The sequence below is a fragment of the Chryseobacterium sp. JV274 genome (genome assembly GCF_903969135.1).
Lineage (GTDB): Bacteria > Bacteroidota > Bacteroidia > Flavobacteriales > Weeksellaceae > Chryseobacterium.
Window position 1 is genome coordinate 4,765,394 of the sequence record NZ_LR824569.1, and the last position, 15,068, is coordinate 4,780,461.

The 15,068-nt window shown below is 35.6% G+C and carries 12 protein-coding genes; 8 read left to right on the forward strand and 4 right to left on the reverse strand.

Going from position 1 to position 15,068, the window contains the following annotated elements:
- Window positions 1–163 precede the first annotated feature (163 nt).
- From CHRYMOREF3P_RS21980 to CHRYMOREF3P_RS21995, 4 genes are all read left to right on the forward strand, one after another.
- A complete protein-coding gene (locus CHRYMOREF3P_RS21980; protein ID WP_180565527.1) occupies window positions 164–2,056 on the forward strand; it encodes a DUF3857 domain-containing protein in 1,893 nt (630 codons plus the stop codon).
- A gap of 2 nt (window positions 2,057–2,058) precedes the next feature.
- Complete coding sequence (locus tag CHRYMOREF3P_RS21985; RefSeq protein ID WP_077415108.1) at window positions 2,059–3,993, forward strand: DUF3857 domain-containing protein; 1,935 nt, start codon at window positions 2,059–2,061, stop codon at window positions 3,991–3,993.
- Between the two features lie 102 nt (window positions 3,994–4,095).
- Window positions 4,096–4,920, forward strand: a complete 825-nt coding sequence (locus tag CHRYMOREF3P_RS21990) for an RsiV family protein (RefSeq protein ID WP_077415106.1) — start codon at window positions 4,096–4,098, stop codon at window positions 4,918–4,920.
- 4 nt (window positions 4,921–4,924) lie between these two features.
- The gene (locus CHRYMOREF3P_RS21995) at window positions 4,925–5,815 is read left to right on the forward strand and encodes a diacylglycerol/lipid kinase family protein (protein ID WP_410500283.1); all 891 of its coding nucleotides are present in this window, start codon (window positions 4,925–4,927) and stop codon (window positions 5,813–5,815) included.
- Between the two features lie 194 nt (window positions 5,816–6,009).
- Here CHRYMOREF3P_RS21995 and CHRYMOREF3P_RS22000 read toward each other — a convergent pair whose 3' ends face one another.
- Both CHRYMOREF3P_RS22000 and ggt read right to left on the reverse strand, forming a co-directional pair.
- The gene (locus tag CHRYMOREF3P_RS22000; RefSeq protein WP_047383377.1) at window positions 6,010–7,290 is read right to left on the reverse strand and encodes a dicarboxylate/amino acid:cation symporter; all 1,281 of its coding nucleotides are present in this window, start codon (window positions 7,288–7,290) and stop codon (window positions 6,010–6,012) included.
- Window positions 7,291–7,472: 182 nt separating this feature from the next.
- On the reverse strand, window positions 7,473–9,161 hold the full coding sequence (gene ggt, locus CHRYMOREF3P_RS22005; protein ID WP_180565528.1) for a gamma-glutamyltransferase: 1,689 nt from the start codon (window positions 9,159–9,161) through the stop codon (window positions 7,473–7,475).
- A gap of 216 nt (window positions 9,162–9,377) precedes the next feature.
- On the opposite strand from ggt, the gene CHRYMOREF3P_RS22010 reads away from it, so the two are divergent.
- Together CHRYMOREF3P_RS22010 and CHRYMOREF3P_RS22015 are read left to right on the forward strand one after the other, a co-directional pair.
- Entirely contained in the window at window positions 9,378–10,343 is a 966-nt protein-coding gene (locus tag CHRYMOREF3P_RS22010; protein WP_077415100.1) for an NAD-dependent epimerase/dehydratase family protein, read from the forward strand.
- Window positions 10,344–10,427: 84 nt separating this feature from the next.
- On the forward strand, window positions 10,428–11,180 hold the full coding sequence (locus tag CHRYMOREF3P_RS22015) for a polysaccharide deacetylase (protein WP_180565529.1): 753 nt from the start codon (window positions 10,428–10,430) through the stop codon (window positions 11,178–11,180).
- A 139-nt stretch (window positions 11,181–11,319) separates the two neighbouring features.
- On the opposite strand, the gene CHRYMOREF3P_RS22020 is transcribed toward CHRYMOREF3P_RS22015, so the two are convergent.
- Both CHRYMOREF3P_RS22020 and CHRYMOREF3P_RS22025 read right to left on the reverse strand, forming a co-directional pair.
- Window positions 11,320–12,525, reverse strand: a complete 1,206-nt coding sequence (locus tag CHRYMOREF3P_RS22020; protein WP_077415096.1) for a metallophosphoesterase — start codon at window positions 12,523–12,525, stop codon at window positions 11,320–11,322.
- Between the two features lie 69 nt (window positions 12,526–12,594).
- The gene (locus tag CHRYMOREF3P_RS22025) at window positions 12,595–13,662 is read right to left on the reverse strand and encodes a 3-oxoacyl-ACP synthase III family protein (protein WP_180565530.1); all 1,068 of its coding nucleotides are present in this window, start codon (window positions 13,660–13,662) and stop codon (window positions 12,595–12,597) included.
- Between the two features lie 101 nt (window positions 13,663–13,763).
- Here CHRYMOREF3P_RS22025 and CHRYMOREF3P_RS22030 point away from each other — a divergent pair, with 101 nt between their 5' ends.
- Together CHRYMOREF3P_RS22030 and ubiE are read left to right on the forward strand one after the other, a co-directional pair.
- A complete protein-coding gene (locus CHRYMOREF3P_RS22030) occupies window positions 13,764–14,333 on the forward strand; it encodes a hypothetical protein (protein ID WP_077415092.1) in 570 nt (189 codons plus the stop codon).
- Window positions 14,334–14,336: 3 nt separating this feature from the next.
- Window positions 14,337–15,068: a bifunctional demethylmenaquinone methyltransferase/2-methoxy-6-polyprenyl-1,4-benzoquinol methylase UbiE gene (gene ubiE, locus CHRYMOREF3P_RS22035; protein ID WP_034695974.1), complete on the forward strand. Its 732-nt coding sequence runs from the start codon at window positions 14,337–14,339 to the stop codon at window positions 15,066–15,068.

The window sequence follows — 15,068 nt, forward strand, 5'->3', positions numbered from 1 at the left end:
TCAGAATATAATAATGAAAAGTTGATAATGTGTTCATATCCTTATAAGTACATTTAAAAAAGTACTTTTTAAGTATTAGGTTAAGGCTTCACAATGTTGAAGCCTTTTATATTTTTTTTAACAGTTATTAAGATTTTCTTATTTTTGCTTAATTTTAATAACTATGATGAAAATATTAGTTCTTGGGGCGTTCTCTGTTGCCTCATTATATTTTGCACAAAGCTATCCTGCTTCTGCTATTCCTGAGAATTTAAAGAAAAATGCTAATGCTGTTATACGAAAAGATTTTACAACGGCTCAAATCAATAAAGTTGATCAGATAAAATATCAGCATAATACAGTTACTACAGTTTTAAACAAAGACGGTAATGATCAGGCTACAGCCTATATTCCTTATGATAAGCAAAGACGTATTTCAAATATAAAAGTAACCATTTATGATGAAGCCGGAAAAAAGATTAAAAGTGTTTCAAAGTCTGATTTTCAGGATATAGCAAACAATCCTCAGGGGATCTTTTATTCTGATAACAGAGTCTTGGTATATTCGTATACACCGGCTCAGTATCCTTATACCGTTGACTTTTCTTATGAAACTGATGACGAAAACACAGTTTTCATCCCTGATTTTGTGCCATTTACTTCTATCAAAACATCACTGGAAGAAGCACAGTTTAAAATCATTAATACTTCAGGAATTGAACTTCGCTCTAAGGTCTACCCATCAAAATACAATTATGCTTCTGTTATAGAAAGCGGCAGTGCAAATGATAAAACCTATTCATATAAAAACGTACCTGCTATAGACGATGCTTTTATGATACCGCAGCCTGTTAAAATCTTGCCTGCAGTAAACTTTGCATTGGCAAAATTCAGTTTGGCAGGAAAACAGGGGACTTTAAATAACTGGACAGATTTCGGAACCTGGATTTATAATGATCTTCTGATACCCGTTTCAGCTTCTACTCCTTCAATCAAGGCTGAAGTGGCATCTTTACAACTCCAGGGATCTGTGGAAGATAAGGTGAAGAAAATTTATCAGTACATGCAGAACAAAAGCAGATATATTGCTGTGGCTTTAGGAATAGGCGGCTGGCAGCCTATGATGCCGGATGAGGTTCAGAAAAAAGGCTATGGAGACTGTAAGGGACTTACGAATTATATGAAAGTTCTTCTGAATGAAGCAGGGATTCCTTCCAATTATTGTATCATTACTTCCGGCCGTTCTCAGGTTTCCTTTGATCCTGAATTTCCTTCTATGGGTGGTAACCACGTTATCCTGATGGTTCCGACTGAAAAAGGAAATATCTGGCTTGAAAACACTTCACAACAGATGGCTTTTAACCATTTGAGCTACAGTACAACGGATAGAAATGTACTGGCAATAACTCCAAAAGGAATCGAATTAATCAATACGCCTGTGTATAAAGCCGAACAAAATAAGGAAAAACAGGTGTTGAAAATTAACCTTAACGAGGATAACAGTATTACTGGGGCAGGCAATTTTTTCTACACGGGAAATCAATATGATTATAATTTAAGGTTCGTAAATCTCAATCCAAAAGAGAAAAATGACGCGGTAAAAGCAAACTTTGACATTTTAAACTTTGAAAAAGTGGAAATGAAAAACTTTACCAATGACAGAGACAAGGCTGTTATTACATATGACCTTGATTTTAAGACCAATAATTTTTCTAAAAAAGCAGGAAACAGCCTTTTATTCAGATCTGTACCCATTTTTTCTGATGTTGTTTATAAGACAGATGAGAACCGTGAACTTCCTTTTGAAGTCAATATGTCCTTTGAAGATGAATATGAAATTGCTTTTATTCTTCCTATGGGCTATAAAATTGATGAAACTCCGGATAATTCAAACATCACTTCTGAATTTGGTTCCTATAAGCTAAGCTTTGTAAAAAATGATAATCAGATAAAAGTAACAAGAAAAATGCAGATCAATAAAGGTCTGTACCCAAAAGAAAAATACAATGACTACATCAATTTCAGAAAAAAAATTCTGAACATGGATAATTCAAAAATTTTAATAACAAAAATATAACCATGAAAAAACTAATAGTATTGGTCCTTTGCTCTGCCAATGCAATAATGATTAATGCTCAGAAGAAATACGAATTTCTGAATCCTCCGAAATTTAACGATGCAGATTTGTCTAAAGCTAAATCTTTATTAGATGAAAATGCTCCTGCTGAAATTTTGTATAAATCTGCTTATTTTATGGTGGATGCAAACACAGGAAATCTGCATAAAAGATATTATTATAGAGTTAAGATTTATGATAAAGATAAGGCTGAAGACTGGCTGAATCTTGAAATCCCTATTTATAATGTTGGAACCAACAGAGAATCATTGGGTAAGTTCAAGGCTTTTACATACAATCTTGAAAACGGAAACACAGTTCCGGTGAAAGTGGAAAAAAGTTCACAATATAGAAGTAAGGAGAATAAATATGTTACCCTGACAAAATTTGCTTTTCCGAGTGTAAAAAATGGATCAGTCTTAGAATATCAGTATGAAATTGTATCTCCGTTCCGATTTATGATTCCAGAGGTATTGATAGAATCTGATACTCCTTCACTGAATACAGAATATGTTTTTGATACTCCTATCAATATGTCTTACAATGTAAACTATACTGGAGGGCTTTCACCTAAATACAGGGAAATGGAGGAAAGGAATCTGTACGGTGCCCAATACAAAACCTTTAGATTTGCTTATGAAAACCTGAAAGGCTTTAAAACTGAAAAATTTGTAAGAAATGACAGGAACTTCAGAACGAAAATCAGTGCAGAGCTCAACTCTACTAATTTCGGTGAGCTTAAACTCTATTCATCATCATGGGATCAGATTGGGAAAAGACTTTATGAAAGTGACGATTTTGGAGGAGAACTGAAAAGAACAAAACTGGCAAAAGAAAACATGCCGGCAGGAGTTTCAGAAATGAAAACCGATCTTGAAAAGGCAAATGCTATTTTTTCATATGTTCAGAAAACTTTTACCTGGAATAAAGATAAAGGAATTTATACAGAAGATGGTATCAAAAAATTGTTGGAAACTAAAGTTGGAAATGCAGCAGAAATCAACCTTTTTCTGGTAATGATGCTTCGCGAAGCCGGGCTTAAGGCTGATCCGCTGGTAATTTCTACCGTGGAAAACGGATTGATTAATCTGGTGTCTCCCAATATTTCCAATATGAATTTTGTATTGGCTGCGATCAATATTGATAAGCAACTGCATATTTATGATGCTACCTCAAAGCAATCCTCTCTGGATGAAATTCCTCTTAAAAACTGGAATCAATATGGGATTTTGGTAACTAAAGAAAAGGCTCTGCAGATTCAAATGTCCAATGTGAAATCAAGCAATACTTTCCTTACAGTCAATGGTAAGATTAATGATGACGGAAGTATTTCCGGAACCTATTCAGACAGAGATACAGGTGCCTATGCCATGTATGTGAAAGACAGCTATGATGATAATGCAGAAAAATATAAAAAGCAGTATAAAGAAAACTTTTCTATGGACTTTACGGATATTAATTCAAAAGTGTTGGAAAATGGAGATTTTGAAAGCAGCATGAAATTCTCTTCAATGAACCTTATTGACAGAGTAGGAAAGAAAATGATCATCAATCCGATGCTATTTTTAAACAAAAGTTCCAATGAGTTTGACCAAACGGAAGTCAGACAGTATCCCATCGATTTTGGATCGCCTATCACCAAAGTGAAAAAAATCACTCTTGAAATTCCTGAAGGTTATGTAATTGAGGAAATGCCTAAAGAAAAAAGGATCGTTACCGAAGATAAAGAAATAGCCTATACCTATTCTGTAGAACAAAAAGGAAATAAGCTGGAAGTGACTACCACAACGAAAGTTAGCAGTTCAGATTATCCGAAAGAATATTATCCTGCATTTAAACAAATCTGGGGAGTAGCATCTAAGTTTGAAAATCAGGTAATAAGCCTTGTTAAAAAGTAATATTTAAGAAAACTTAAGCAAGATTTATAAAAAAAATAAAGTTTTTTCAAAAACCATTCATCTTTTGAATGGTTTTTGTATTTGATATCAAAAATTAGAATTATGAAAAATACGATTGCTGTTATAGCATTATCTTCTTTCTTAGCAGTGACTGCCTGTAAAAAAAATGAAAAGGCAGGGCCAGTAGAAAAAACTGAAAATAAAACCACTGAAGGATTTGTGGTAGACTCTGTGAAAGTGAATGATTCTACAAAGATTACAGACTCTTTAAAAGTGAGCTACACTTCAAAACTGTTGGTTTTTCCATCATTGAAAGATAAAAAGCTATTAGACAGTATCTATTTCCAGAATGAAAAAATCAAAGACTTTTCCAAAGCAGGCCTTCAGGCTTATCTTGATAAAGAAAAGAATGATTATTTCAGTTCTATGAAAAATGATAATAAAGATTGGGTTTCAGATGTTACCTATGCTCAGAATTGGTATTCAAGCTCACATATGAATCTGATTTCCAATGCAAACAATTATATGCATATTCAGTATGTAGGAAGCGGATATGAAGGGGGGGCACATGATAATTATGGTTTTTCAGAAAGAGTTTTTGATCTTAAAAACAGTAAAAAATTAGAACTGAAAGATATTACTTCAATGCCTAAGAATAAAATTGAAGCAATTCTGATGAAAAATATCGACAAAATCAACAGTGGAACAATGGATGGTGACGGAGAAGTGAAAAACTCGGAAATGCTGCTAGTTGAGAAAATTCCAGCATCCGATAACTTCTATTTTGATGATAAAAATCTGTATTTCCATTACAGCCCTTACGAAATTGCCGCTTTTGCAGCAGGAGATATCACCATTCCTGTTTCATGGGAAGACCTTAAAGGAACCTTAAATGCAGAATTTAAAGAAAGAATGAAAATTAAGTAAATTAATGCTTCCAGATCAGGAAGCATTTTTTAATTTTGCGGTAATGGAAAAAGTAGCTTTTATTATCAACCCTTTTTCGGCCAAAAAAAACTATCAGCCGTTTTTGAACGAACTTAAAACAAAGGTTAACAACCCGTTGTATTATGTATCAGAATCTATTCCTGGAACAGATGAGTTTATTCAGTCTCATTTTGAAGAAGTAGATATTTTTGTGGCAATAGGAGGGGATGGTACAATTTCTACCGTAGCCAAAAATCTGATTAATACAGAAAAAATTCTGGCTATTTTTCCGGCTGGTTCAGGAAACGGATTTTCCAATGAAACCCAGTTCAGTAAAAATCTGGATGAACTTTTAGAAAAAATAAGAATCAAAAATTCCAGAAAGATTGATACTTTTACAGTGAATGACAGGCTTTCTATCAATGTTTCAGGAACAGGATTTGACGGTAAAGTTGTCAAGGAATTTGAAAAAACAACCCGTGGATTCAAAAATTATATCAAAGTTTCTTTAAAAACTTTCTTCAACTACAAACCCATCAAGGTGAAGTTTTTTGACGAAGAATATCAGCAGTACAACGGAAGATATCTGATGATGAATATTGCCAATACCCGCCAGTTTGGAAACAACGCTTACATTGCTCCGAAAGCAAGCAAAAGTGATGGTTTGGTGGATATGGTTTTGGTAAAGAAGTTTCCTCTGACCTATTCTGCGCTGTTTGCTTTCAGAATGTTCACCAAAAGACTGAAAGATGATGAATATGTCACTTATCTCCCGGTTTCTGAAATATCATTTAAAGTCAATACCAAAAACTGGCATCTGGACGGTGAATTCAATAAAATCAAATCACCAGTTCATGTTAAAGTACAGCCGGCAAGCTTAAGTATTTTGATTTAAGGTTTCAGGTTGACCGTTGTTTGTTGCTGCTTTCTTTTGTTACTAGTTGATTATTGATGAATCTTGATTTATGATTTCATATAAAAAATTCACCATTCATTTGCAAAGCAAAATTCACTATTGACCTTAATAAACTTCTACTGAAGCTTCATAGAATACCTCCTGATACCTGCGACCTACGATCTGCCACCTGTTTACACTTCCAGCTTTTTCTCAACTTCAGCCGGATGATCCAGACAATATTGAAGCTGTTTTTTATCAAGCTGTTTTTCCCAGTTGGCAACCACTACGGTAGCTACAGAATTTCCGATTACATTCGTCAGCGCTCTGCATTCACTCATAAATTTATCGATCCCAAGAATTAATGTCATTCCGGCAATTGGAATTTCCGGAACTACAGCCAGGGTTGCTGCCAGGGTTACAAATCCGGCTCCGGTAACGCCAGCTGCTCCTTTTGAGCTTAACATGGCTACCAGAAGAAGCATCAGCTGTTTTTCAATAGGAAGATGGATGTTTAATGCCTGTGCGATAAACAGAGAGGCAAGTGTCATATAAATATTGGTTCCATCAAGATTGAAAGAATATCCTGTAGGCACTACAAGACCTACAATAGCTCTCGAACAGCCCGCTTTTTCAAGTTTTTCCATGATTCCCGGAAGAGCAGACTCTGAAGAGCTGGTTCCCAAAACAAGAAGAAGTTCTTCTTTAAGGTAAAAAAGAAACTTGAAAATGTTAAATCCGTTATACCATGCTACCGCTCCTAACACCAACACCACAAAAAGAGCAGAAGTGATGTAAAATGTGCCGACCAAAAAAATAAGATTTATAACCGAGTGAAGTCCGTACTTTCCAATAGTAAACGCCATAGCCCCGAATGCTCCGATGGGTGCCAGTTTCATAAGCATATGAACGATTTTAAATACCGGAGTTGATAGATCCTGTAAAAAATCGGTTACTTTCTGGCTTTTTTCTTTTGTTAAAACCAAAGCCACTCCCATTAAAATAGCAACCAAAAGAACCTGAAGAATATTATCACCCACCAAAGGACTGAATAAAGTCTCCGGAATAATATTCATAATGAATCCTGTAAGCGTTGATTCATGAGCTTTTGCCTGGTATTGTGAAACATCACCTGAGAGAGTAGCAGGATCAATGTTTAAACCATGGCCCGGCTGTAAGATATTTCCTACCAATAATCCGATAATAAGCGCAAGAGTTGAAAATGTAAAGAAATAGATCATTGCTTTTATGGCAATCCGGCCTACTTTTTTCAAATCGGTCATATGGGCGATTCCCAAAGTAAGCGTAATGAAAATTACCGGGGCAATAATCATTTTCACCAATTTGATGAATCCATCTCCAAGAGGTTTCATTTTTTCTCCCAATTCGGGATAAAATTTTCCAAGAAGAATACCGGCAACTATCGCTATAATCACCTGGAAATAAAGCTGATTGTATATTTTTTTTGCTTTCAAAGAACAGTCGTTTTGTTTTTTTAAGGGCGAAAATTAAGAAAATTTATCTGAAAACATGACAAAAGTCATTGAAAAGATCTGCAGCAGTAGATTGATCAGTAAAAAGCTCCGGCTTCATTCGTAAAAAGGCAAAGCCTTTTAGAATGAAGCCGGAGCTGTATTATAATATTGACAGATGATATTTATTCCACTGCAACAGAGTCATCTCCGCGGCCGTCTGCCACTGCATGGATGCTTCCGTTTTCATCAATAACAATCATTTCTGTTTTTCCGATGTATTTAATCTTTTCAATGACATAATTTTTGCTTTTCAGCTCCGAAATTGTGCTTTCAGGAAAATTATTTTCTACCGTAATAGTTTCCGGAAGCCACTGGTGATGGAATTTTGGTGTATTCACTGACATATTTGCGTTCAGTTTAAAATCTACAACATTCACAATAGACTGATATACCGAGGTTGGGATCGTTGTTCCTCCGGGAGTTCCCACTACCATATAAGGTTTTCCATTCTTAAGGAGTATAGTTGGGGTCATGGAAGAAAGCATTCTCTTGTTAGGCTGGATCGAATTGGCTTCTCCGCCTACTGCTCCGAACATGTTTGGTACACCCGGTTTGATAGAGAAATCATCCATTTCATTATTTAAAAAGAATCCTGCTCCTGAAACCAATACTTTACTTCCATAATAACCGTTAAGAGTTGTGGTTACAGAAGCAGCATTTCCATCCTTATCCAATACGGAAATATGAGTAGTCTGCATAGATTCTTTAGGCTGTTCTATGATTTTGCCAACCTCTGCACTTGGAGTTGCTTTATCAAAACTGAAGCTTTTCCATCTTCCTTTCAGGTAGTCATCAGAGATCAGGTAAGAAGTTTTATCCTGAATAAAATCAGGATCTCCCATATATTCTGCTCTGTCTGCAAAAGCTCTTCGCTCTGCCTCAGTCATGATCTGAACTGCTTTTGTAGAGTTTTGCTGGTATTTTTCAAGGTTTTCAAAACTTGCCATTCTCAGCATTTGAGCCAGAAGAACTCCGCCGCTTGAAGGTAAAGGCATGGTTACCACATTACTTCCTTTGTATTCAAATTCAAGAGCTTTTCTCTCTGCAACCTTATAATTCTTAAGATCTTCCAATGTGATGATTCCGTTACCTCTTTTCATTTCAGCAACCAGAAGATCAGCTGTTTTCCCCTCATAAAAGCCTTTTGCCCCCGATTTTTGAATCAATTTCAAGGTTTCGGCCAGGTCTTTCTGGATCAATAAATCTCCCGCTTTCCATGGAGCATCTTTTACGAAAATGATAGAAGATTTATTATGTTTCTGGAATTTTTCCCTTTGGTTATTCAGCATTTCTGCTTCCTTGTCGGTAATAGCAAATCCTTTTTCCGCAAGATCAATGGCAGGCTGGATAATCTTTTCCATAGGCAGTTTGCAGTATTTCAGGGTAGCAAAAAAACCCGCTACACTTCCGGGAATACCCACTGCCAGTCTTCCGTTTTGGGAAAGATCTGTATCTGCTTTCCCTTTTTTATCAATGTACATGTCTCTGAAGGCCTTTTTCGGAGCAGTTTCCCTGTAGTCCAATGTGAATTTTTCCCCATTATTTTTTACGCCTACTAAAAAACCGCCACCACCAATGTTTCCGGCCTGAGGATACACTACAGCAAGGGCATATTGTGTTGCTGTAACGGCATCATAGGCATTTCCGCCCATCTTTAAGATTTTGGCTCCAGCTTCACTGGCTAACGGATGTGCAGATACTACAACACCTTTATTTTTTACCTGTGCTTCCTTGATGATATTGAAATTGGTAAACTGAGCCCAGCTAAATGGGCTGGCCAGTAAAATCAAAGCAATTAAAATCTTCTTCATATGATTGTTTTCTTTGAAACAAAATTATTGAATTTTAAGTTAATCATAGACTGTGATCACTGCATTTGATTTTTTCTATTGTTTAAAAGAGAATTTTACCTGTTTAAATTGAATATATCCGTATTCATTATTGGGGGAGTGTTTTTTAAATACACCTTTTTTATTATGGTTGGCATGTTTTTTTTACTTTTGTACAATTCTAAAAAAATCTGAAAAATGGAATCCTATACGGAAAGAATACTGATTACAGGTGCCTTGGGACAAATTGGTACCGAACTTACGAACAGACTTGTTGAAATCCACGGAGCTGAGAACGTTGTTGCTTCAGGATTGGACAGATGGCAGGAAGGAATTACTTCTGCCGGACACTATGAAAGAATGGATGTTACCAATACACAATTGGTAAGACAGGTGATTAAAGATTACGATATCACTACAGTGTATCACCTGGCTTCGCTTTTATCCGGAACTTCGGAAAAGCAGCCTGTTTTTGCCTGGAAACTGAATCTTGAGCCATTGCTTCATTTTTGTGAAATGGCGAAAGAAGGGCTTCTGAAAAAGATCTTCTGGCCAAGTTCTATCGCTGTATTTGGAAAAGGAATTCCAAAACATGATGTGGGACAAGATGTAGTGTTGAATCCTACAACGGTTTATGGGATCTCCAAAATGGCAGGGGAGAAGTGGTGTGAATACTATTTCGATAAATATGATGTAGATGTAAGAAGTATCAGATATCCTGGATTGATCTCATGGAAAACTCCGGCAGGGGGTGGAACTACTGACTATGCTGTTGAGATTTTCTATAAAGCAATTGAAGATGGAAAGTATACAAGTTTCATTTCCGAAGATACAGGAATGCCGATGTTGTATATGGACGATGCCATCAATGCAACCTTGAAATTAATGGATGCTCCGAAAGAAAGTTTATCTGTTCGCTCTTCTTATAATTTAGGTGGAATGTCATTTACTCCAAAAGAATTGGCAGCAGAAATCAAGAAAGAAATTCCTGATTTTGCTATTGATTATAATCCGGATTTCAGACAGGCAATTGCAGATTCATGGCCGGCTTCTATTGATGATTCAGTCGCCAAAAAAGACTGGGGTCTTACTTATGATTTCGGAATTTCTGAAATGACTAAGGATATGATCAAGAATCTGAAGATAAAATTAAGCAAGAATTAATAATATAAAGTAATACTTTAATTAACAATTGTTTTAACATCTGATTTATAATATTTTATATAATTTATATAAATTTTAATTTAAATGGTATTATTGACTTTTAACATCACCTGTATTGAAGCTGAAGTAAAAAACGGCTCCCAAATAACTGATGATGAGCGATTGAAAATTATAGAAAATAATACCAGAGCAATTCTTAGAATTTTAGATATTCATGATATCAAATCAAGTTTTTTCGTAGAGGTTTCTCTTATCGGAAAACTTCAGAATTTAATAAAAGCAATTTCATCCAAAGGGCATGAAATTGCTTTTTATAATAAAGACTCAAATCCTGAAGAAATTGAAAATGCTAAAAAGAATATTCAGGATCTGCTGGAAAAACAGATCAGAGGAATTCGTCAAAAAGATGTAAAGGTTTCAAAGGAAATTTTGAAGCTGATGGAATTTAATTATGTTTCCAATATCGACAATGCCAATATTCTTTTTCCTTTTAAAAGACTCAAAAGAGATACGGAAATTACAGAAGAGGACGGACTAAGTATTGTTCCTGAAAGTATCTCTCCTTACAGTCAGCTTCCCTATAATGATTTCGTGTTTCAGATTCTGCCGATGAAGTATTACCAGAATATGGTCCTGGAAACATTGCAGAATGAAGAATTTGTACTGATTTACCTGAACACATGGCAGTTTACAGATTTCAAGAAATACCGTTTTGATATCCCTTTTTACCGGAGCTTATTTTCGGGTAAAAAAATGGAGGACAAACTAGATGCCCTCCTTACTTTTCTCAATGACAGGGAAATGGCTACCTCCCGTATGAAAGATTATATTTTTTAGGGAGTAGATGATAGGCTGCAGGTAATAGGTATTAGGTGGCGGGGAGTAAGGAGACTGTTTCTCATGATAACAGAGATATTAAATTTCTAAACCTTAAACTTTAAACCTTAAACCTTAAACCTTAAACCTTGAACTTTAACTAGCTTAGCTCAAAAAGTGTAATCTCCGGCAATACACCCACTCTTCCCGGATATCCCAGTACTCCGAATCCTCTGTTTACATACAGTAGCTTTCCTTCGCTTTCATATAAATCGGCCCATTTTGGGTATCGGTACTGAACAGGTGACCATTTTATATTTTTAAGATCCAGCCCAAACTGCATCCCATGCGTATGTCCTGAAAGGGTCAGGTGGATGTTTGTAGGGTGCTTTTTCACCACATAATCAAAGTGGGTAGGGTCATGGCTCATTAATATCTTTGTAGCTGATTCCGGTACGTTTTTTAAAGCGTCATCTATTTTTCCGAATTGAGGAAATGGTTTTAATCCCCAGTTTTCAACGCCCAGAATGTATATTTTTTCTCCATTTTTTTCGATGACTCTGTGTTCATTTCTCAGCATATCAAAACCTGCCTGCTTTTCATAACTAATCAAAGTGTCAAGGTTTTCTTTTTTAGCTGTGGGTGACTCCCAGGATACATAATCTCCATAGTCGTGATTTCCTAATACGGCAAACTTGCCGTCTTTAGCCTGGATTTTTGAAAATAAAGGAATGAAAGGCTTGAACTCATCCGCAACGTTATTCACCATGTCTCCGGTGAATAATACCAGATCAGGTTTTTGTTCATTAATAAGATCAATGGCGTGCTGTAATTTGCCGGGATCGGAGAAGCTTCCACTGTGAACGTCAGAAATCTGGATAATTTTATATCCTTTGAAACTTTTCGGAAGATTATTGAATTTTACCCTTACTCTTCTTACGGTATGGCGGTATTTACCAAAAGTAATTCCGTCTATGAAAAGAGCAGAAAGAACGCCTCCCATTCCCAGGCCTACGATGCTCAGGAATTTCCTTCTTTCCGGAAAGAAATTTTCTGAAGGTTTTGTAAAACCGATCAGGTATCCTCCGGTTCTGAAAATATCATCAATTAATAAAAACAGAACTACAAAAATTTTAGGAAGGATGAAAATTAAGAACAAAGAGATCATAATCTGAGCTCTTACCGTACTTCTGTCTGATCTTTGGAAGTGGGTAACTTCGTAAGCGAAAATTCCATATACGGCTAAAGAGAGTACCCAATATCCGATTCTTATCCATGAATTATCAGTGAGTGTTCTGATAGCTTGATAAATATAAACTTCCAAAAACAGGAAGATTCCAGCGATAATTAAAAAATTCTTTTGCATGTTCTGATTAAAAAAAGCACAAAGAATAACTTCCCTGTGCTTTTATATTTTTTTTGTTTATTAAATATTTTAAGGAAATCTGTAAACGAGCGCATTGATGTTCATTCCGGCACCTACCGAAGTCATCACAATGCTCCCATTCTCTTTAAACGATTGACCTTCCATTTTTCCTTTAATTATTAAATCATACATGGTAGGAATTGTTGCTACAGAAGTGTTTCCAAGATCCTGAATCGTCATAGGAGAGATCGCATGATCGTATTCTTTGATGTCATACAACCTGTGAAGTCTTTCAATCATAGCGTAATCCATTTTAGCGTTTGCCTGGTGAATTAAGATTTTATCTATATCTTCAATAGAAAGACCTGCATCTGTAATGGTGTCTTTGATAGCATCCGGTACATTTTTAAGAGCGTATTCGTAAATCTTTCTTCCCAGCATTCTTACATAAAGGCGCTTCTGATCTGCTTCTTTATTGATAGAAGGTTGATTTTCAAGGTAGTTTAATTCCGGGCCGTTGTCACAGATTGTGTTGTGGGCAATAATTCCTACATTCTCTTCGTCAGTTGCTTTTACCACTACGGCTCCGGCACCATCAGCAAAGATCATTCTGTTTCTGTCATATGGATCTGTTACTCTGCTTAAAGTTTCAGCGCCGATGACAAGAATTGTTTTGGCAACTTTAGCTTTAATTAAATTATCAGACAAAATCATAGCTTCTACCCATCCAGGACATCCGAAAATCATATCATACGTTACGCATTTTCTGTTTTTAATGCCCAGTTTATTCTTTACTCTTGCTGCCATTGTTGGCATAAAATCAGCATATCCGTTTTCAGTAACTTCCCCGAAATTGCTTGCATAAATGATATAATCCAATTCTTCACCATCCACTTTTGCATCCTCAAGGGCAATTTTTGCAGCTTCATAACCGATTTGTGAGTTGGAAAGATCATCTTCAATGAATCTCCTGTTTTCGATTTCTGTAATCTCTACAAATTTCGCAATGGTCTCTTCCACAGGCTTTTCAATCTTTACTCCGTCTTCTGTGTAGAACTCGGAATTCATGAAGTAATCTCTACCAATAACTCTGTTCGGAATATAAGATCCAGAGCCAATAATGATCGTATTCGGCATTCGTTTATATGATTTTTTTAAAGATGCAAAGTTAATAATTAATATTAATAACGGAGAATTAAAAATATTATTAAATTTGCAAAAATTGTACTTTACAATCTATGAAAAACAACTCGTCCTTAAAAGGCTTACTTATTGCAGCTGTGGTGTTTATCATTGCCTTTGGGATCTACTTCCTTTTTTTAGCCAAGAAGAATTATTATGTTGTAGATAATCCTACCCCGAATACGTATTACTTTAAGATCAATAACGGATCTGAAGGAGTTATCTCTGCCGGGCAGTATGTGCATGTGGATTTGAATAAAGGGAAAAACTCTATTCAGGTTTTTGATCAGAACAAAAAAATGCTTTACGATTCAGCATTTGAAGTGAATAAGCTTCGTGGTCTGATTAATATTACACACCAGGATTACTACGTAAATGACCAGTATTACGGATACAATCTTAAAAAAGATTCGTTGCTGGCAAACCTTGATAAAACGGTCATTGATGGAAAGGATTATTACGGAGGAGCCAGACGCTTCAATAAGCTTTACACAGAAGATTTTTATTACAATGTAGATGAAGATTATGATAAAGTGATCAAGAATATCCAGAAAGTGGAATCCCGATCTAAAATCTTCAGAAAGCAGGATTACCTAAATTATTATAAAGAATATTACAAGTTTTAAGTTTTGACAAAAGATATTACCAAAGTTACTCCCTACAATTCAGAGGCTACAAAAAAAAGCCAGGTAGAGGATATGTTCGACAATATTGCACCGAAGTATGACCTTCTGAACCGTGTTTTATCCATGAAAATTGATATTTTGTGGAGAAATAAACTGGTAAAATGGATGAAAAATGATAATCCGCAGGAAGTGCTGGATGTGGCTACAGGAACGGGAGATCTGGCAATTACCATTGAAAAAGGAACCGGTTCTAAAGTAGTTGGATTAGATTTATCACAACAAATGCTGAATGTTGGCGTTATTAAAATAAAAAAACTTAAATTAGACGGCAAAATTTCCATGCAAAAAGGGGATGCAGAAAATTTACCTTTCGAGGACAATAGATTTGATGCTGTTTCCGTTGCATTTGGAGTAAGGAATTTTGAGAATCTTACCAAAGGTTTAGCAGAGTTAAGAAGAGTAGTTAAAGATAACAAAAGTGTTTATATACTGGAGTTTTCAAAGGTTGAGGGTTTCATGGGACCATTTTATATGTTTTATTTCAAAAATATATTGCCTGCCATTGGCAGATTGGTTTCTAAGGATAATAGGGCGTATACATACCTTCCGGATTCTGTAAATGCTTTTCCTTTCGGGGAGAAGATGAAGCAAATTCTTTTAGATACGGGATTTAAGAAAGTAGAATATAAAAAATTAAGTTTAGGTATAGCCACAATTTATAAAGCAACAAAGTAA